This window comes from Streptomyces sp. CC0208, from assembly GCF_003443735.1.
In the GTDB taxonomy this organism is placed as follows: domain Bacteria; phylum Actinomycetota; class Actinomycetes; order Streptomycetales; family Streptomycetaceae; genus Streptomyces; species Streptomyces sviceus.
In genome coordinates, this window is record NZ_CP031969.1 from 746,395 (window position 1) to 764,764 (window position 18,370).

Genomic DNA, 18,370 nt, shown 5'->3' on the forward strand with positions numbered 1-18,370 from the left:
GCGCCCCTAAATAGGAAAACTTCCCCTCTCTCCATAAGGAACCGAAAGTCATGGCAACCCATCCCGAAGCCGCCGCCCTTCTCGCCCGTTCACGTCGGCTCGGCTCCGACCCCCGGAACACCAATTACGCCGGTGGCAACGCGTCCGCCAAGGGCACCGACACCGATCCCGTCACCGGGGGTGAGGTCGAGCTGATGTGGGTCAAGGGGTCCGGGGGTGACCTCGGGACACTGACCGAGGCCGGGCTCGCTGTACTGCGGCTGGACCGGATGCGGGCGCTTGTCGACGTGTATCCAGGCGTGGAGCGCGAGGACGAGATGGTCGCCGCGTTCGACTACTGCCTGCACGGCAAGGGGGGCGCCGCTCCCTCCATCGACACCGCGATGCACGGGCTCGTCGAGGCCGCGCACGTCGATCACCTGCACCCGGACTCCGGGATCGCGCTGGCCTGCGCCGCCGACGGGGAGAAGCTGACCGCCGAGTGCTTCGGCGACACCGTCGCGTGGGTGCCGTGGCGGCGGCCCGGGTTCCAGCTGGGGCTGGACATCGCCGCCATCAAGAACGCCAACCCGCAGGCGATCGGGGTCGTCCTCGGTGGGCACGGGATCACCGCCTGGGGTGACACGGCCGAGGAGTGCGAGAAGAACTCGCTGCACATCATCCGCACGGCGGAGGCGTTTCTCGCCGAGCGGGCCAAGCCGGAGCCGTTCGGTCCGGTGATCGACGGCTACACGGCCCTGGATCCCTCGGAGCGGCGCACACGGGCCGCCGCCCTCGCGCCGTACGTCCGCGCGATCGCCTCCCAGGACAAGCCGCAGGTCGGGCACTTCAACGACTCCGAGGCCGTCCTGGAGTTCCTGGCCCGCGCCGAGCACCCCCGGCTGGCCGCGCTCGGGACCTCCTGCCCCGACCACTTCCTGCGGACCAAGGTGCGGCCCCTCGTCCTGGACCTGCCGCCGACCGCTCCTCTGGAGGAGGCCGTCGCGCGGCTCGACGAACTGCACGCCGAGTACCGCGAGGAGTACGCCGCCTACTACCGGCGGCACGCCCTGCCCGACTCCCCCGCCATGCGCGGCGCCGACCCGGCGATCGTGCTGATCCCGGGTGTCGGCATGTTCTCGTTCGGCAAGGACAAGCAGACCGCCCGGGTCGCGGGCGAGTTCTACGTCAACGCGATCAACGTGATGCGGGGCGCCGAGGCGGTCTCGTCGTACGCGCCGATCGAGGAGTCCGAGAAGTTCCGCATCGAGTACTGGGCCCTTGAGGAGGCCAAGCTCCAGCGGATGCCGAAGCCCAAGCCGCTCGCGACGCGCGTGGCCCTGGTGACCGGCGCCGGCAGCGGGATCGGGAAGGCCATCGCACAGCGCCTGGTCGCCGAGGGTGCGTGTGTCGTCGTCGCCGACCTCAACGCCGAGAACGCCGCCGCGGTCGCCGAGGAGCTCGGCGGGCCCGACAAGGCCGTCGCCGTGACCGTCGACGTCACGTCCGAGGAGCAGATCGCCGAGTCGTTCCGCGCCGCGGTGCTGGCCTTCGGCGGGGTGGACCTCGTCGTCAACAACGCCGGCATCTCGATCTCCAAGCCGCTCCTGGAGACCTCCGCCAAGGACTGGGACCTCCAGCACGACATCATGGCGCGCGGTTCCTTCCTGGTGTCGCGGGAGGCGGCCCGGGTGATGATCGCGCAGAAGCTGGGTGGCGACGTCGTCTACATCGCCTCCAAGAACGCCGTCTTCGCCGGGCCCAACAACATCGCCTACTCCGCCACCAAGGCCGACCAGGCCCACCAGGTGCGGCTGCTGGCCGCCGAGCTGGGCGAGCACGGCATCCGCGTCAACGGCGTCAACCCGGACGGCGTGGTGCGCGGGTCCGGGATCTTCGCCGGGGGCTGGGGTGCCAAGCGCGCGGCCGTGTACGGCGTGGAGGAGGAGAAGCTGGGCGAGTTCTACGCGCAGCGGACCATCCTCAAGCGCGAGGTGCTCCCCGAGCACGTGGCCAACGCCGTGTTCGCGCTGACCGGCGGGGAGCTCACGCACACCACCGGGCTGCACGTCCCGGTCGACGCCGGCGTCGCGGCCGCCTTCCTGCGATGAGCGCGTCCGTGAAGTCGTACGCCGCGGTCGACCTCGGCGCGTCCAGCGGACGTGTCATGGTCGGCCGCGTCGGCCCGGACAGCCTGGAGCTGAGCGAGGCACACCGGTTCGTGAACCGTCCGGTCCGGGTCCCCGAGGGCCTGCGCTGGGACATCCTCTCGCTGTACGGCGGTGTCCTGGACGGGCTCCGGGCCGCCGGGCAGGTCGACTCCGTCGGCATCGACAGCTGGGCCGTGGACTACGGGCTGCTGGACGCCGACGGGGCGCTGCTCGGCAACCCGGTGCACTACCGGGACCCCCGTACCGAGGGGGTCGCGCAGAAGGTGTGGGCGACCGTGCCCGCCCCCGAGCTCTATGCGGCGACCGGACTCCAGTACGCGCCCTTTAACACGCTGTACCAGCTCGTCGCCGACCGACTCACCGGCGCGCAAAGGCTGTTGCTCATCCCGGACCTGCTCACCTACTGGCTGACCGGTGAGCAGGGTACCGAGCTGACCAACGCCTCGACCACCCAGCTGATCGATCCCCGGACGCGCGGATGGTCGTACGACATCGCCTCGCGCCTCGGCATCGACCTGGGCCTGTTCGCGCCGCTGCGGCAGCCCGGTGACCCGGCCGGTCTGCTGCGGCCCGAGGTGCTGGAGGAGACCGGTCTCACGGGGCCCGTGCCCGTGACGGCCGTCGGGTCCCACGACACGGCCTCCGCGGTGGCCGCCGTGCCCGCCTCCGGTGAGCGGTTCGCCTACATCTGCACCGGCACCTGGTCCCTGGCGGGGCTCGAACTGGACGCGCCGGTGCTGACGGAGGAGAGCCGGGCCGCCAACTTCACCAATGAGCTGGGGCTTGACGGCACGGTCCGGTATCTGCGGAACATCATGGGGCTGTGGCTGCTCCAGGAGTGCGTACGGGCCTGGGGCGACCCGGATCTGGGCGAGCTGCTGCCGGAGGCGGCCAAGGTGCCGGCGCTGCGGTCGGTGGTGGACGCCTCCGATCCGGTCTTTCTCCCGCCGGGCCGGATGCCGGAGCGGATCGCCGAGGCCTGCCGTGCCTCGGGGCAGCCGGTGCCGGTCTCCCCCGCCGAGGTCACGCGCTGCATCCTCGACTCGCTGGCCCTGGCCCACCGCAAGGCGGTGGAGGAGGCGCAGCGGCTGGCCGACCACCCCGTGGACGTGGTGCACGTCGTCGGGGGCGGGACGCGCAACGCCCTGCTGTGCCAACTGACCGCCGACGCCTGCGGGCTGCCCGTGGTGGCAGGGCCGACCGAGGCGGCCGCGCTCGGCAACGTCCTGGTCCAGGCGCGGGCCCACGGGCTCGTGGGCGACCTCCCGGGCGGCCGCGAGCTGCTCACCCGTACGCAGCCGCTCGCGCGGTACGAGCCGCAGGGCGACACCGCGCGCTGGCGCGAGGCACAGTCCCGGCTCGCTGGGGTCTGACACCAGGGGCTCCCCCGGGCCTCGCCGCCGGGCTACGCTTCACTCATCCGATGATCGACCACAAGGAGCCGCGATGCGTGTCGCCCTGTTCCTGACCTGTGTCAACGACACGCTTTATCCGGACACCGGGCGCGCTGTGGTGAAACTGCTGACCAGGCTGGGCGTAGACGTCGACTTCCCGATGTCGCAGACCTGCTGCGGGCAGGCGCACTACAACACCGGCTACCGGCATGAGGCGGAACCACTGGCCCGGCATTTCTCCGATGTCTTCCAAGACTACGAGGCGATCGTGACCCCGTCCGGATCGTGCGGGGCGATGGTGCGGGAGCTGTATCCGCGGATGGGTGAGCGAGCCCGGGCCGAGGGGCGCGGGGAAAGCCTCGCGACCGCGCTGGCGCCCGTGGTGCCCAAGACGTACGAGCTCACGGAGTTCCTGGTGGACGTACTGGGAGTGACGGACGTCGGGGCGTACTACCCGCACACGGTGACCTACCACCCGACCTGTCACGGACTGCGCGGCCTGGGGCTCGGTGACCGGCCCCGGCTGCTGCTCCAGGCGGTCAAGGGCCTTGAGCTGAAGGAGCTTCCGGGCGCCGACGAGTGCTGCGGCTTCGGTGGCACCTTCGCGCTGAAGAACGCCGATGTCTCGGCGGCGATGGGCGCGGACAAGGTGCGCAACGCCGAGTCGACGGGCGCGGAGGTGCTGTGCGCGGCCGACAACTCGTGCCTCATGCACATCGGCGGCACGATGGGCCGGCTGGAGTCGGACATGCGGCCGGTGCACATCGCGGAGATCCTGGCGAGCACGGAAGAGGAGCCGGTCGTATGAGCGGGACGTTCGTAGGGATGCCGGCCTTCCCCGAGGCCGCGCACGAGGCCGTGGGCAACAAGACGCTGCGCGGCAATCTGCGCCACGCCACGCACACCATCCGCGCCAAGCGGGCGAAGGCCGTCGCGGAGGTCTCCGACTGGGCGGAGCTGCGCGAGGCCGGCAAGCGGATCAAGGACCACACGCTGCGCCATCTCGACCGGTATCTCGTGCAGTTGGAGGAGTCGGTCGTCGCGTCGGGCGGTACCGTCCACTGGGCCGCCGACGCCGACGAGGCCAACGCGATCGTGACGCACCTCGTCAAGATGACCGGCGAGTCGGAGGTCGTCAAGGTCAAGTCGATGGCCACGCAGGAGATCGGGCTCAACGAGGCGCTGGAGGCCGAGGGCATCCGGGCCTACGAGACCGATCTCGCCGAGCTGATCGTGCAGTTGGGCAAGGACCGTCCCTCGCACATCCTCGTGCCGGCCATCCACCGCAACCGGGGCGAGATCCGGGACATCTTCGAGCGGGAGATGAGCGAGTGGGGCCGCCCGGCCCCCGAGGGCCTCACCGACACGCCCGCCGAACTGGCGGAGGCGGCACGGCTGCACCTGCGGGAGAAGTTCCTGCGCGCCAAGGTCGGCATCTCCGGCGCCAACTTCATGGTCGCCGACACCGGCACCCTGGTGGTCGTGGAGTCCGAGGGCAACGGACGGATGTGTCTGACCCTGCCCGAGACGCTGATCTCGGTCGTCGGCATCGAGAAGATCGTGCCGAGCTGGCAGGACCTGGAGGTCTTCCTCCAGACGCTGCCCCGCTCCTCGACCGCCGAGCGCATGAACCCGTACACGTCCACGTGGACCGGCACCACCGACGAGGACGGCCCCCAGAACTTCCATCTGGTGCTGCTCGACAACGGCCGCTCCGACACCCTCGCCGACGAGGTCGGCCGCCAGGCCCTGCGCTGCATCCGCTGCTCGGCCTGCCTGAACGTCTGCCCGGTGTACGAGCGGGCCGGCGGCCATGCCTACGGCTCGGTCTATCCGGGCCCGATCGGCGCCATCCTCAGCCCCCAACTGCGGGGCACGGCAAGCGAGATCGACGCCTCACTGCCGTACGCCTCCTCGCTGTGCGGAGCCTGCTACGAGGTCTGCCCGGTCGCCATCGACATCCCCGAGGTCCTGGTGCATCTGCGGGAGCGGATCGTGGAAGGCGGGCCGGTCGTCCGCGAGGGCAACAGGGTGGTCCTCAAGCCCGCCAAGGGGCACGCGGCCGAGCGGGCGGCGATGCGGGCGGCCCGCTGGGCGTTCACCCATCCCGGCGTCCTGCGCACCGGCCAGCGGGCGGCGTCGCGGACCCGCCGCATCCATCCGCGCGCCTTGCCGGGCCCCGGCAAGGCGTGGAGCGGCACCCGGGACCTGCCTGCCGTTCCCGCGGAACCGTTCCGCGACTGGTGGCAGCGCACAGGCGGCGGCAAGGAGGGCACCAAGTGAGCAGCAGGGAGCGGATCCTGGGCCGGGTGCGGCGCGCGCTGGCCGACACCCAGGGCGAGGACACCCCGATCGAGCGCACGTATCTGCGCGAGCACGGCGACCGGAGCGTCGAGGAGACGGTGGAACTGCTGGCCGAGAACCTCGCCGACTACCGGGCGATCGTGCACCGCTGCGCCTCGGCCGACCTGGCGGCGACACTCGCCGGAATGCTGGCGGCCCGGGGTGCGAAGACCGTCCTCGTGCCCCCGGGTCTTGAGCCGGCGTGGCTCGCGGACGCCGACACCGAACAGATCCCGGACCGGGCCGAGAGCACCCCGCACGAACTGGACCGGATCGACAGCGTGGTCACGGCGTGCGCCGTGGCCGTCGCCGAGACCGGCACCATCGTGCTGGACGGCGGCCCGGACCAGGGCCGCCGCCGCATCACCCTGGTCCCGGACCACCACATCTGTGTCGTACGCGTCCCGGACCAGGTCGTCTCCTCCGTGCCGCAGGCCCTCGAGCGCCTCGACCCGGTACGCCCGTTGACGTGGATTTCCGGCCCTTCGGCGACCAGTGACATCGAGCTGGACCGGGTCGAGGGGGTGCACGGACCGCGCACCCTGGAGGTGGTGCTGGTGGACTCTCAGGCGAGTGAGGACGTCAACTCGTAGCGACCGGAAGGCAGTTCGTAAGAGGCGACGCCGTCCTCGAAGCTCAGGTACGTCACCTGCGGCACGCGTGACAGGGGTGTGCCGCCCTCGCGCACGGAGTCGGGGTCGGCCGTGGGGATGCGCAGGGTCGCGGTGCTGTTGGCGGGCACAGCGACCCGCTGCGTGAACTCGCTCTCCCGCACCGTCCACGCGCTGACGATCTCGCCGTACGGCGACCGGTGCGAGCCGGTGACCCGGGTGATCCTGCCGGTCGGGTCGAGGTGGGGCCGCAGGAAGAAGTGCCGGAAGCCGGGGTGGGCCGGGTCCTTGGCGATGCCGGCCATGCTCTCGTACATCCACTCCATGATCGCGCCGTAGGCGTAGTGGTTGAAGGAGTTCATCTCGACCGGCCCGAAGCCGTCCTCCTTCGAGTACGAGTTCCAGCGCTCCCAGATCGTGGTCGCGCCGTTCCTCACCGAGTACAGCCAGGACGGCATCGCGTCCTGGTGCAGCACCTTGTAGGCCAGCTCCACCTGGCCTTCCTCGGTGAGGACGGGTGCCAGGACGTTCACTCCGAGGAAGCCGACGGAGAGGGTGTTCTCGGCGTAGCCGACACGGGTGCTGTCGGGGTGGGCGGCCTTGTACTCGGCGGAGTTGCCGATGTTCTGGACGAGGAGGTCGACGATCGCGCGCCGCTGGGCCTCGGTGTCGTACAGGCCGAGTTTGAGGACCCACAGCAGGGCGGTCTGGCTGTCGTCCTCGGTCCGGGTGGGACTGCCTCCCGGGGTCCAGGGCGGCGGGGAGCCGAGGCTGGAACGCACGGTGAGCCGGCCGTTCTCGGTGCTCAGGTACTTGGTGACGAACGCCCGCTTGATGTGGGCGAACAGCTCCTCGTAGGCGTGCGCCTCGGCGGTGCGGGCGGTGGCGCGGGCCATGTCCGCCATGAGCCGGGCGCTGTAGGCGTAGTAGGCGTCACTGACGAGCTGGGTGCTGGTGACCTGGAAGGCCAGCCAGTCGCCGAAGATCGCGCCCTGTCCGGCGTAGGTGTCGCCGGTGCGTGCGCGGATCCATTCCATGTAGGTGGTCATCGCGTCCCAGCTGCGGTCGACGACGGTGGTGTCCCCGCTCATCTGCCACACCGTCCACGGCACGACGACCCCGCAGTCCGCCCAACCGCTCGCCGGATCCGGCTCGTTGTAGCGGGCGCCGGGCGCGATCCAGGTGAACTGGGCGCCATCGGCGCCGTAGGTGCGCTGGGAGTCGATCAGGATGTCCTGGAAGTGGCTCAGGAAGGCGACCGCGTCGGTGTTGTAGAGGCCGGTCTGGGAGAAGAGCTGGGTGTCGCCGGTCCAGCCGCAGCGTTCGTCGCGTTGCGGGCAGTCGGTGGGCACCCAGAGGTAGTTGCCGCGCTGGCCCCAACGGACGTTGCTGATCAGCTGGTTGACGTCGGCGTCGTCCGTTTCGACGGTGCCGATGTCGTGGAGGGCGGAGGTGGCGACCCTGCCGGTCAGTTCGCTGAGGGTGACGGTGGCGGTCGTGGTGACGCGGACGTGGCGGAAGCCGTAGAAGGTCAGGGAGTCCTGGTGGGTCTCGCCCTTCGGATCGCCCTTGAGGATGTACGTGCTGGCCGCCCCGGCGGTGCGGAGGTTGGCGCGGTAGACGGAACCCTCCGGGCCGTCCGCGCCCGCGCTGGTGTCGTTGAGCATCTCCCCCGGCTGGAGGACGACTTCGGCTCCGGCGGGACCGCGGAGGGTGTAGCGGGGGACGCCGACGAGGTTCTGGCCGAGGTCGATCACGGCGGTGTCGCCGGGATGCAGGGTGAGGGGGGCGGTGGCGGCCTCGATGGGATCGGTGACCGTGCGGGCGGGGTCGGGAACGAAATCGCCGCCGCCGGTGTAGACGGTGATCGACCGCGGCCTGCGGTCCCAGGCAGGCATCAGCCGGGCCGACTCGCCCGGGTAGGCGACGAGTCGGGCGTCGGGGAACCGGGTGGTGAAGTCGTGTTCCTCCACCCCGGACCAGGCGGAGGCGTCGAAGCCGTTCGCGGTCCAGCCGGGCAGTTCCCGGCGGGCGTCGTAGGTCTGGCCGTCGTAGATGTCGTCGGCGCGGTAGGGGCCGGTGTCCGTGGCCCGCCAGTCGTCGCCGGGCGTGGTCACGACGGTCTGGGCCGAGCCGTCCTCGTAGCGGATCAGGAGCTTGGCCTTGAGGGCGAGGCGGTTGCCGGACTCCGCGTAGTAGACGCTGTTCTCGGAGACGCGGCCGTTGTACCAGCCGTTGCCCAGCACGGCTGCGAGGGTCACCTGTTGCTGGTCCGCCAGCAGGCCCGTCACGTCGTAGGTGAAATAGCTGACGGTGGTGTCGTAGTTGGTCCAGCCCGGGGTGAGCAGTTCGTACGTGGTGCCGCCGTCCTGGGGCACGCCGACCCGTTGGCCGTTGACGTAGGCGTCGTAAACGCCGAGCGCGGAGACGTAGAGCCGGGCGTCGCGCACGCGGCCGGTCTTCAGCGCCGTCTGCCTTCTCAGGAGCGGCGAGCCCGGGCTGTTCGGCCCTTTGCCCGCCATGCTGATCCACTGGGCGCCGTCCCAGCCGCGCACGCCGTCGGTGCTGAGCAGGCCCGTCTCGAAACGGGCCGCCGGGGCGTCGGGGAGCCTGCTGCCGTTCTCGTCCCAGACCTGGACCGTCCAGTGATAGCAGGTCGAGGGGTGCAGTTCGGGGCCCGCGTAGCGCACGGCCACCGAGTCCGCCGAGTCGGTCCGGCCGCTGTCCCAGACGTCCGCGCGGCCCTCTGCCAGACGGGCGGGGCTGGACGCGACCAGGATGCGGTACGCCGTCTGCCGCCTGCCGCGGACCCGGGACGCGGTGCGCCAGCCGAATCGAGGACGGGCGGCGTCCACGCCGAGCGGATCGCTGCGGTGCTCGACCGTGAGGCCCTCGACGGCGGTGCGGTGGACTCCATCGGGCATGCCGTGGTCCCTTCGGCTGTGCGGCTGTTCGGTGTTGTATCGATTCAGCTGGGTCGGCGCTTGAAGCTAGTGGCAGATGCGAGGGGTGTCCACCGTCCGCGCCGCGAGGTGAAACCGTTCAGGACCGGCGGTCCCACCTCACCGTCGCGTCAGCTGTAGACGATCGGGCAGCCGCGCCGCAGGGAGTGCTGGGCGGCACGCAGGTACAGCGCCACGTAGAACGCGGCGTCCAGGTCCTCGGCCCAGGGCCCGGGTCGTGCGGCGGCGACCCGCTGTGCCTCGCCGTCCAGGAACCACATGGTGAGGTCGAGGTTGTCGCAGGCCTCGGGTATCTCGTCCACCGGCAGGCCGAGGGCCCTCGCGAGCCGTTCCGCGAGGGCGAGCACCCGCGGGGCACCGGCGACCATCGTCGTGTCGTCGTAGGAGTTCTCGACCGGCAGCCAGATCTCGTCGTCGAGTGCGAACGGCACCAGCAAGGACCAGCCGCAGAGCACCGCGTACTCCTCCTGCGACAACTGCACCCGGCACAGCGCCTCGAACCCGTCCATGGGAGGCACAAGCTTCTCCTCGAACGCGAGCCCCGCCCCGCGCACCACACGCTCCGGTGCCTCCGGCACGGTGTCGTACGGCGGCAGCCCCCGCCTGCTCAGCTCATCGCCGAGCGCCGCGGCGAGGGCGCCCCTGCCGCCCTCGTCCTCATCCGTGTCGAACCACTCCTGGGCGCCCACGCTCACCAGATAGATCCCCATGCGCCGAAAAGTACAGCGCCCCACTGACAACAGCCCCGCGTCCCTTCAGCGGTCGCTGCTGTCAGGGGCCGGTCAGCAGGAGCGTGGGCAGGGTGTCCTCCAGGATCCGCTCGCGGGGCAGGGTGAGGCCGAAGTGCCGCTGGAGCACCTCCAGACAGGCCCGGTGCACGGCACGGTCGTCCAGGTCGTCGTCGGGCAGTCCGGCGGCCGTGAGCCGCTGCTGGACGGCGGCGACCACCTCGGGGTCGCCCTCGGGACTGCCGTACCCCCAGCTGCCGTCCAGGTGCAGGTTGAACGCGCACATCAGGTTCTCGTCGTGGCGGTAGGCGAAGTTCGGGGGGACCGGCTTGCCGTTCTCCTCCTCGTACTCCAGGTGGTAGACGTGCAGGCCGCCGTGGTCGACCGGCCGGGTGCCGGTGCCGAACTCGCCCTGCCAGCCGCCGTACTTGATGACGTAGGACCACTCGTCGAGCTCGCCGTGACGCAGCGCGATGCCGTCCAGGACCTCGCCGTACAGGCCTTGCAGCAGGTCCTGGACCTGGCGGCCGGTGAGTTCTCCGATGGCGCGGGGCCGGTTGGGCCGGTGAGCGGTCTCGGCGATCCGTCGCGCCAGGGATTCCGATTCGAGGTCGGGGGCGATCACCACGCTGTAGCCGCCCCAGGCGATGGACTGCGGTTCGGCGAGCCAGGCTATTCCGTCGGTCATGGCGGTCAACCCTGCCGTATTCGCCGGATGGTGTCACTGAGTACACCCCGCAAGACGGGTTCTACGCCCAATGTCCTTTGACCTGCGTCTCCGTAGCTTCTTGAGGGAGGCACACGGCGTGCAGGACGAAGGACGAAGGGGGACGACGATGTTTCGCACCGGTTCAGGACGTACGCACGACACGGGACCCGCCGCGGAGGCGCTGCGGCTGGTGAAGGTCAGCAGGACGTACGGCACGGACGACAGTGCGGTGACCGCTCTGGACGGGGTCACGCTGAGTCTGGCCCGGGGCACCTTCACCGCGGTGATGGGACCGTCGGGCTCGGGCAAGTCCACGCTGTTGCAGTGCGCCGCCGGTCTCGACCGGCCGGACAGCGGGATCGTGCGGGTCGACGGCACCGAGCTGACGGGCGGTGGCGAGGCGGAGCTGACGCGGTTCCGGCGCGGGCGGGTGGGGTTCGTGTTCCAGCAGTACAACCTGCTGGAGACGCTGACGGTCGCCCAGAACACCGTCCTGCCGCTGAAGCTCGCCGGCCGGAAGGTCGACCGGCGGCGGGTCAGGGAGGTCCTGACGGCTGTCGGTCTCGGTGACCGCCTCGGGCACCGGCCCGACCAGCTCTCCGGCGGCCAGCGGCAGCGGGTGGCGATCGCCCGCGCGCTCGTCGCGGACCCCCGGGTGATCTTCGCGGACGAGCCGACGGGCGCCCTGGACACCCGGAGCGCGCGGGACGTGCTGCGGCTGCTCCAGGAGGCGGTGCGGGTGCACGGCAGGACCGTGGTGATGGTGACCCACGACCCGGTCGCCGCCTCCTACGCCGACTCCGTGCTGTTCCTCGCGGACGGCCGGCTCGCGGGCCGGATGGACGCGCCGACGCCGGACGCGGTGGCCGAGCGCCTCGCGCACCTGGGCGACGACGTGACGGCGGGGGTGTGAGCGATGTTCATGCTGGCGATGCGGTCGATACGGCAACGGCCCGGACGGTTTCTCGCGACCCTGCTGGCCGCCTTCCTGGGCGCGGGGATCATCATGACGTTCAACTCGCTGTACGACACGGCGGGTCGGCCGGGTGTCGACCCGGTGAGCTCGGAGACCCTGACCACCTCCGCGAGTGTCGTCGGCGGCTACGGCACCCTCCTGGTGTTCTTCGCCGTGGCGTCGACCTTGACGGTCAACATCCGTCAGCGGGCGGGTGAGTTGGAGCTGCTGCGCTGTTCGGGGGCGACACCGGGGCAGATCAGGCGGATGGTCGTGGGCGAATCCGTGGCGGTCGCCCTGATCGGTGCCGTGCTGGCCATCGGTCCGGCGATGCTCGGTGGGAGGGCGCTTCTGGACGTCTTCCAGGACAGCGGGCAGGTCGCGGAGAGCGTCGAGCCCTCCTTCGGTCTCGTGGCGCTGATGTCCGGCGTCGACATCACGCTGGTCGCGGCGGCGGGCGCCGCCTTCCTCGCCGTACGACGGGCCACCCGCGCGCGTCCGCGACGGGGCCGGGCGCGCACGCTCCTCGCCTACGTGGCACTCGGCACCGGGGTCGTCGCGGTGACCTCCACCTTCGCCTTCTCGGCGACGGACGAGGCGCTCATGGCGACGCCGGCGTACGGGGCGATCCTGCTGTCCGTGGGGTGTGCGCTGCTCGCGCCGCGGCTGCTGAGGGGTGTCCTGGACCGGCTGCCGCTGACCCGGGCGAGCGGCTGGCTGGCCGTGCGCAACCTGCGCCGGCGGGCGGACCACCTCTCCGGGATCCTGATGTCGCTGATCCTGTTCACGGCGGTGTCCGTCGCCACGCTGTACATGCAGGGTGTGGAGAGCGACGCCATGAAGGCCTCGGGCGCGGTCAAGACGGTCGACGCGAAGAACCTTCAGACGCTGAACCTCACGGTCGTCGGCATCATCGTGGTCTTCGTGTGCGTGATGCTGGTCAACTCGCTTTATGCGGCGACGACTTACCGCAGCCGGGAGTTCGGCCGGCAGCGGCTGGCCGGGGCGAGCCCGGGGCAGGTGCTGGGCACGGTGGGCGTGGAGGGGCTGATCCTCACGGCGGTCGGGCTGTTCTTCGGCACGGTGGCGGCGCTGGCCGGGATCATCCCGTTCACGCTCGTCCGCACCGACTCGGTGCTGCCCCACCAGGGCCTCGGCATCTGGCTGGCGGTGGTGGCGATCGCGGCGGCCGCGACGATCGGGACGAGTCTGGCCACGGCCCACCGGGTGCTGCGTACTCCGGCGGTGGAGGCGGTGGGACTGGCGGCGTGAGGGGCCTCGGCGAGCGACGGGCGTCACTTCGGTGACGCCCGTCGCCGTGCCGTCCGCCACCACGTGCACCACGTGACAGAACCGGTGAACAAGCGCTTAGATAGTTGACGGAACGAGTTCGCGCCGCCCTGGAGGCCCCGTTGCTGTTCACATCCGTCGACGACGTCTCCGCACGCCTCGCCGAGACCGGCTATCTCGCCTCCCCCGCGGTCGCCACGACCGTCTTCCTCGCCGACCGGCTCGGCAAGCCGCTCCTGGTCGAGGGCCCCGCCGGGGTCGGCAAGACGGAGCTCGCCAAGGCGGTCGCCGAGGTCGCCGGGGCGCGGCTGGTCCGGCTCCAGTGCTACGAGGGCGTGGACGAGTCCCGGGCCCTGTACGAGTGGAACCACGCCAAGCAGCTGCTGCGGATCAGCGCAGGCCGGGACGAGACGTGGGACGAGGCACGCACCGACATCTTCAGCGAGGAGTTCCTGCTCTCCCGGCCCCTGCTGACGGCGATCCGCGGCGACGAGCCCAAGGTGCTCCTGATCGACGAGACCGACAAGGCGGACGTCGAGGTCGAGGGACTGCTGCTCGAGGTGCTCAGCGACTTCCAGGTCACGGTCCCCGAGCTGGGCACGATCACCGCGTCCCGCCGCCCCTTCGTCGTCCTCACCTCCAACGCCAGCCGCGAGCTGTCGGAGGCGCTGCGCCGTCGCTGCCTGTTCCTGCACATCGGGTTCCCCGAGGAGGAGCTGGAGCGGCGGATCGTACAGCTGAAGGTGCCGGGTCTCGACGAGACGCTGGCGAAGTCCGTGGTCCGGGTCGTCGGAGCGCTGCGGGCGATGGACCTGCGCAAGGTGCCCTCGGTCGCGGAGACCATCGACTGGGCGCGCACACTGCTCGCGCTCGGCGCGGACCACCTCGACGAGACGGTTGTACGGGACAGTCTGGGCGTGCTGCTCAAGCACCAGGACGACATCCTCAAGGCGGGGGCCAAGCTCGACCTGGACGCGGTGTGAGCACCGCGGAGCGGCTCACCTCCCTGGTCGGCGCCCTGCGCACGCACGGTGTGAGCATCGGGACCGGTGAGACGGTGGACGCGGCGCAGGCGGTCGAGGCGCTCGGGTTCGCCGACCGCGAGCGGCTGCGGGAGGGCCTGGCGGCGACCCTGTTGCACAGCCCGGCCCAACGGCCGGTTTTCGACCCGGTGTTCGACCTGTACTTCCCGCGGGGCGTCGGCGCGCCCGACACCGGCCCCGCGGACCGGGAGGAGCTGCGCGAGCGACTCGCCAGGGCTCTGGCCGCCAACGACGAGACCCTGATGGCCCGGCTCGCGGCGGAGGCCGTCGACGGGTTCGGCGGATACGGCAACTCCCCCTCCTCGGACGGCTGGTCGTCGTACCAGACGCTCGACCGGTTGCGCCCGCAGACCCTGCTCGCGCGCGTCCGGGACGACGTGCGGGGGCAGCAGGGCATGTCCGGGTTCACAGACCGGCTCCTTGAGGACGAGATCCGGCGGCGCATCGAGGCGTTCCGCGCGCTGGTGGCGGCGGAGGCCCGGCGACGGGTGGCCGAGCGGCGGGACCGGGACGAGATCGCGAGGCGGGCAGTGGCGCCGACGACCGACCGGGTCGACTTCCTGTTCGCGGGGAAGGACCGGCTGGCCGAACTGCGGCGGACGGTCCAGCCGTTGGCCCGCAAGCTCGCCACCCGGCTCGCGGCCCGCCGCCGGCGTGCCGCGCGGGGCAGTATCGATCTGCGGCGGACGCTGCGCGGTTCGCTGTCGACGGGTGGGGTGCCGATGAAGCCGGTGCTGCGCAGGCGTCGGCCGGCCCGGCCCGAACTGGTGCTGCTGTGCGATGTGTCGGGCTCGGTTTCGGGGTTCTCGGACTTCACGATGCTGCTGGTGCAGGCGCTGCACGACCAGTTCAGCAAGGTGCGGGTGTTCGCCTTCGTCAACCGTCTCGACGAGGTCACCCGGCTCCTCGAACACGGGGCGGCCGACGCGGAGGGGCTGGGTGCGCGTATCCGCGCCGAGGCCACGCTCACGGGGTGGCACGGCAGCAGCGACTACGGCGTGGCGCTGGGCGAGTTCGCGTCTCTGTACGGGGACGCGCTGAGCCCGCGCACGACGGTGTTCGTCCTCGGTGACGCCCGCACCAACATGAGCGACCCGAACCTGCCCGCCGTCCGGGAGATCGCCGAACGGGCCCGCCGCGTCTACTGGTTGAACCCGGAGGCGGGTGCGCAGTGGGGCACAGGCGACTCGGCGGCGTACGAGTACGCCGAGTTGGTGGAGATGCACGAGTGCCGCAATGTCCGCCAGCTCAGCGCCCTGGTGGGGCGGTTGCTGCCGATCTGACCGGGGCCACGGAAATCCCTTTGTCAGGCCGGGGGACGCGGTTCGACACTGAGGTCATGCTCGGATTCGTCAGGACCGACAACGAAGCCCTCGTCTCCTGCCTGGGCGACCCTCAGCGTGCCGTCGCCGCCTACCACGAACTGCTCCGGCGCGGCTCGGCCGCCCTGGACGCCGTCCGGGCAGGTCTGCGCGACGAGAATCCGGCCGTCCGCGAGGGCTGCTGCCGTCTGCTCGACCATCTGGTCGACACCGAGTCCATGGACGCGCTCACCGCCATGGCCGACGACCCCGACGCCCGGGTCAGGATCGCCGCGTTCCACGCGCTGGCCTGCGACCGGTGCAAGGACGACGCGTGTGCGCCGGGCGCCGAACAGGTCCTGGAACCCGCGCTGCGGCACCTGGCCGACGATCCCGACCCACAGGTGCGCATGCGGGCCGCCGAGCTCGTCGGCAAGTTCGCCCACACCGACGAGCGAGCCGTCATGGCCCTGGAGGCCAGCCGCGCCGGCGATCCGAGCCCGGCCGTCCGGAAGAAGGCGGCCTGGTACGCACCCGGCGGAACCATCCACCGGCGAACCGCTCCGCGCGCGTACCGCTGACTCAGGCCGCCAGCTGCGGATACAGGGCCGAGAGGTCCGCGGCGAGGCCGGCCTTCACCTGTCGGGTCAGGTCGTCGGCGAGTACCTCGAAGGCGCCGGACTCGATGCCGTCGAGGGCCTGCGCGGCCACGCTCTCGGGCGTGACCTTCGGGGCATCGATCTTCGCGGTCATGTCCGTGTCGACGTACCCGACATGCAGTCCGGTGACCTCGATGCCGCGCGGCCTCAGGTCCAGGCGCAGGGAGTTGGTCTGCGACCACAGCGCCGCCTTGGAAGCGCTGTAGGAACCGGCGACGCCGAGCCACGACAGCACCGAGTGGACGTTGAGGATATGGCCGCCGCCGTTGCGTTCGATGACCGGCACGAAGGCGCGGGTCACGAGGAGCGGGCCGTAGAAGTTGGTCTCGAACTCGCGGCGGACGTCGTCGACGGGTGCGTCCAGGAAGCTCGCGTTCACGGACGCGCCGGCGTTGTTGATCAAAAGGGTGACGTCCTGGGCCTGTTCGGCGGCGGCCGCGACGGAGGCGGGGTCGCTCACCTCCAGGGCGAGCGGTACCGCGTCGGGGTGGGTGACGGTCCGCGGGTCGCGTGCGGTGGCGTACACCTTCTTCGCCCCACGCTCGTACAGGGCGGTCACCAGCGCCCGGCCGATGCCGCGGCTGCCGCCGGTGACCAGGGCGACGGAACCTTCGATGGTGGTCATGAAAAATCTCCAGGAACGTCGAGAAACCGATTGGTTTACCTAGACCCACACAGTAAACCGATCGGTTTCCGATGGCAAGGCGGGACCTCTTCCCTACGCTCCGAAGCGACGAAGGGGGTCGCATGAAGGCAGTCGTCCAGGACCGGTACGGCTCGGCGGACACACTGGAGTTGAGGGAGGTCGAGCAGCCCGTACCGGCCGCCGACGAGGTGCTCGTGCGCGTGCACGCGGCCTCGGTCAACGCCTACGACTGGCACTACCTGCACGGCGACCCGAAGATCGCCCGGCTGTCGTTCGGGCTGCGCGCGCCGAAGGTGCGGATCCGGGGCCGGGACTTCGCGGGCCGCGTCGAGGCGGTCGGCGCCGAGGTCAAGGGGCTGCATCCGGGCGACGAGGTGTACGGCGAGGCGGCCGGGACCTTCGCAGAGTTCGTGTGCGCCAAGGACAGCGAGACGGACCTCAAGCCCGCCGGCCTCTCCTTCGAGCAGGCGGCCGCGATGCCGCTGGCCGCGAACACCGCACTCATCGGACTGCGGGACGTGGCCCGCGTCAGGGCCGGGCAGTCCGTCCTGGTGAACGGCGCGTCGGGCGGTGTGGGGACCTTCGCCGTACAGCTCGCGAAGGCGTACGGCGCCGAGGTGACCGGCGTGTGCGGCGCGCGCAACGTCGAGCTCGTCGGATCGCTCGGGGCGGACCAGATCGTCGACTACACCCGGGAGGACTTCACCCGCGCCGGACGCCGCTACGACGTCGTACTGGATCTGGTGGGCAATCGCTCACTGCGCGATCTGCGGCGCGCCACGGCCCCGGCCGGGACCGTCGTCCTGTCCGGCGGTGGCGTGTACGAGGGCGGCAGCGTGCTCGGTCCGGTGCGGCTCACGCTCCGGGGACTGCTCCTGTCCCCCTTCGCCCGGCAGCGGGTGCGCCAACTCCCGGCGAAGGCACGCAAGGACAACCTGGGCGTCCTGCGGGAATTGGCCGAGGCAGGAACGATCGCCCCGGCCGTCGAGCGGATGTATCCGCTGAGCGAGGCGGCCGAGGCCATCCGGCATCTGGAGGTGGAGCACGCGCGCGCGAAGATCGTCGTCACGGTGTGAACGGTGACGGCGCGGGACCGTCGTGAGCCTCACTTGCCCTTCGCGTAGTCCCTCGCCATGCCACCGGCGAAGTCGTAGACCACGCACTGCTCGTCGCCGACGACCCAGGCGTCGTGCCCGGGTGGCAGCACGAAGATGTCGCCGGGGCCCACTTCGCCCTCGCCGCCCTCGTCCATGACGAAGCGCATGCGGCCCGAGACCACATAGCCGTTGTGGTGGACCTCGCAGCTCTCGGTGCCCGCGATGGGTCCCACCGACTCGGACCAGCGCCAGCCCGGCTCGAAGGTGCCCACGGCGAAGTCCAGTCCGCTCATGTGGACCGCTTCGAGGTGGCCACGCGGGAAATCGCGGCGCTCGTCCGGCTTGTCGAGCGTCTTCACCTCAAACATGACGACTCTCCCTTCCGGCCGTGTTGCGGTACGGCCGGGGCAGGTCTCCGTCTCCCGCCCCTTCTGGGCAGCACCGGCGGGGGCCCAGCCCCATCACTCCATCCTCCGCCTGT

16 protein-coding genes are annotated in these 18,370 nt (G+C 71.1%); 11 read left to right on the plus strand and 5 right to left on the minus strand.

All coding sequences use genetic code 11. The annotated features are described in order from the left end of the window. The first annotated feature begins 50 nt into the window (after positions 1-50). The 5 genes from D1369_RS03485 (at position 51) to D1369_RS03505 (ending at position 6,480) form a co-directional block, all read left to right on the plus strand. Positions 51-2,090 (plus strand): bifunctional rhamnulose-1-phosphate aldolase/short-chain dehydrogenase, encoded by a 2,040-nt coding sequence (locus D1369_RS03485; protein WP_007386531.1) that lies wholly within the window; start codon positions 51-53, stop codon positions 2,088-2,090. Next, positions 2,087-3,523 (plus strand): rhamnulokinase family protein, encoded by a 1,437-nt coding sequence (locus D1369_RS03490; RefSeq protein ID WP_007386530.1) that lies wholly within the window; start codon positions 2,087-2,089, stop codon positions 3,521-3,523. Before D1369_RS03485 ends, D1369_RS03490 begins: the two co-directional genes overlap by 4 nt. Before the next feature lie 73 nt (positions 3,524-3,596). Continuing rightward, the gene (locus D1369_RS03495) at positions 3,597-4,352 is read left to right on the plus strand and encodes a (Fe-S)-binding protein (RefSeq protein ID WP_007386529.1); all 756 of its coding nucleotides are present in this window, start codon (positions 3,597-3,599) and stop codon (positions 4,350-4,352) included. After that, entirely contained in the window at positions 4,349-5,827 is a 1,479-nt protein-coding gene (locus tag D1369_RS03500; protein WP_007386528.1) for a LutB/LldF family L-lactate oxidation iron-sulfur protein, read from the plus strand. The genes D1369_RS03495 and D1369_RS03500 overlap by 4 nt, the downstream gene beginning before the upstream one ends. After that, positions 5,824-6,480, plus strand: coding sequence for an LUD domain-containing protein (locus D1369_RS03505; RefSeq protein WP_007386527.1), 657 nt, complete (start codon positions 5,824-5,826; stop codon positions 6,478-6,480). Before D1369_RS03500 ends, D1369_RS03505 begins: the two co-directional genes overlap by 4 nt. Here D1369_RS03505 and D1369_RS03510 read toward each other — a convergent pair. The 3 genes from D1369_RS03510 to D1369_RS03520 form a co-directional block, all read right to left on the minus strand. Beyond that, positions 6,453-9,422, minus strand: coding sequence for an alpha-L-rhamnosidase (locus D1369_RS03510; RefSeq protein WP_007386526.1), 2,970 nt, complete (start codon positions 9,420-9,422; stop codon positions 6,453-6,455). The two genes, D1369_RS03505 and D1369_RS03510, sit on opposite strands and share 28 nt — an antisense overlap. 149 nt (positions 9,423-9,571) lie before the next feature. Then, on the minus strand, positions 9,572-10,171 hold the full coding sequence (locus D1369_RS03515) for a hypothetical protein (protein ID WP_037902292.1): 600 nt from the start codon (positions 10,169-10,171) through the stop codon (positions 9,572-9,574). A gap of 61 nt (positions 10,172-10,232) precedes the next feature. Next, positions 10,233-10,877, minus strand: a complete 645-nt coding sequence (locus tag D1369_RS03520) for a hypothetical protein (protein WP_007386524.1) — start codon at positions 10,875-10,877, stop codon at positions 10,233-10,235. A gap of 148 nt (positions 10,878-11,025) precedes the next feature. Here D1369_RS03520 and D1369_RS03525 point away from each other — a divergent pair, with 148 nt between their 5' ends. The 5 genes from D1369_RS03525 to D1369_RS03545 all read left to right on the plus strand — a co-directional run bounded on the left by D1369_RS03525 (position 11,026) and on the right by D1369_RS03545 (position 16,068). After that, entirely contained in the window at positions 11,026-11,811 is a 786-nt protein-coding gene (locus D1369_RS03525) for an ABC transporter ATP-binding protein (RefSeq protein WP_007386523.1), read from the plus strand. A gap of 3 nt (positions 11,812-11,814) precedes the next feature. Beyond that, positions 11,815-13,125 (plus strand): FtsX-like permease family protein, encoded by a 1,311-nt coding sequence (locus D1369_RS03530; RefSeq protein ID WP_007386522.1) that lies wholly within the window; start codon positions 11,815-11,817, stop codon positions 13,123-13,125. A 143-nt stretch (positions 13,126-13,268) separates the two neighbouring features. Further along, complete coding sequence (locus D1369_RS03535) at positions 13,269-14,126, plus strand: MoxR family ATPase (protein ID WP_037903973.1); 858 nt, start codon at positions 13,269-13,271, stop codon at positions 14,124-14,126. Next, positions 14,123-15,469, plus strand: a complete 1,347-nt coding sequence (locus tag D1369_RS03540) for a VWA domain-containing protein (protein WP_007386520.1) — start codon at positions 14,123-14,125, stop codon at positions 15,467-15,469. The genes D1369_RS03535 and D1369_RS03540 overlap by 4 nt, the downstream gene beginning before the upstream one ends. Before the next feature lie 56 nt (positions 15,470-15,525). Continuing rightward, positions 15,526-16,068, plus strand: a complete 543-nt coding sequence (locus tag D1369_RS03545; protein ID WP_037902289.1) for a HEAT repeat domain-containing protein — start codon at positions 15,526-15,528, stop codon at positions 16,066-16,068. Position 16,069: 1 nt separating this feature from the next. Here the strand turns inward: D1369_RS03545 and D1369_RS03550 are convergent, their stop codons facing one another. Further along, positions 16,070-16,771 (minus strand): SDR family oxidoreductase, encoded by a 702-nt coding sequence (locus tag D1369_RS03550; RefSeq protein WP_007386518.1) that lies wholly within the window; start codon positions 16,769-16,771, stop codon positions 16,070-16,072. 122 nt (positions 16,772-16,893) lie between these two features. Between D1369_RS03550 and D1369_RS03555 the strand changes: the two genes are divergently transcribed. Then, a complete protein-coding gene (locus D1369_RS03555) occupies positions 16,894-17,868 on the plus strand; it encodes an NAD(P)-dependent alcohol dehydrogenase (protein ID WP_007386517.1) in 975 nt (324 codons plus the stop codon). 29 nt (positions 17,869-17,897) lie between these two features. On the opposite strand, the gene D1369_RS03560 is transcribed toward D1369_RS03555, so the two are convergent. Further along, complete coding sequence (locus tag D1369_RS03560) at positions 17,898-18,257, minus strand: cupin domain-containing protein (protein ID WP_007386516.1); 360 nt, start codon at positions 18,255-18,257, stop codon at positions 17,898-17,900. Between the last annotated feature and the right edge of the window lie 113 nt (positions 18,258-18,370).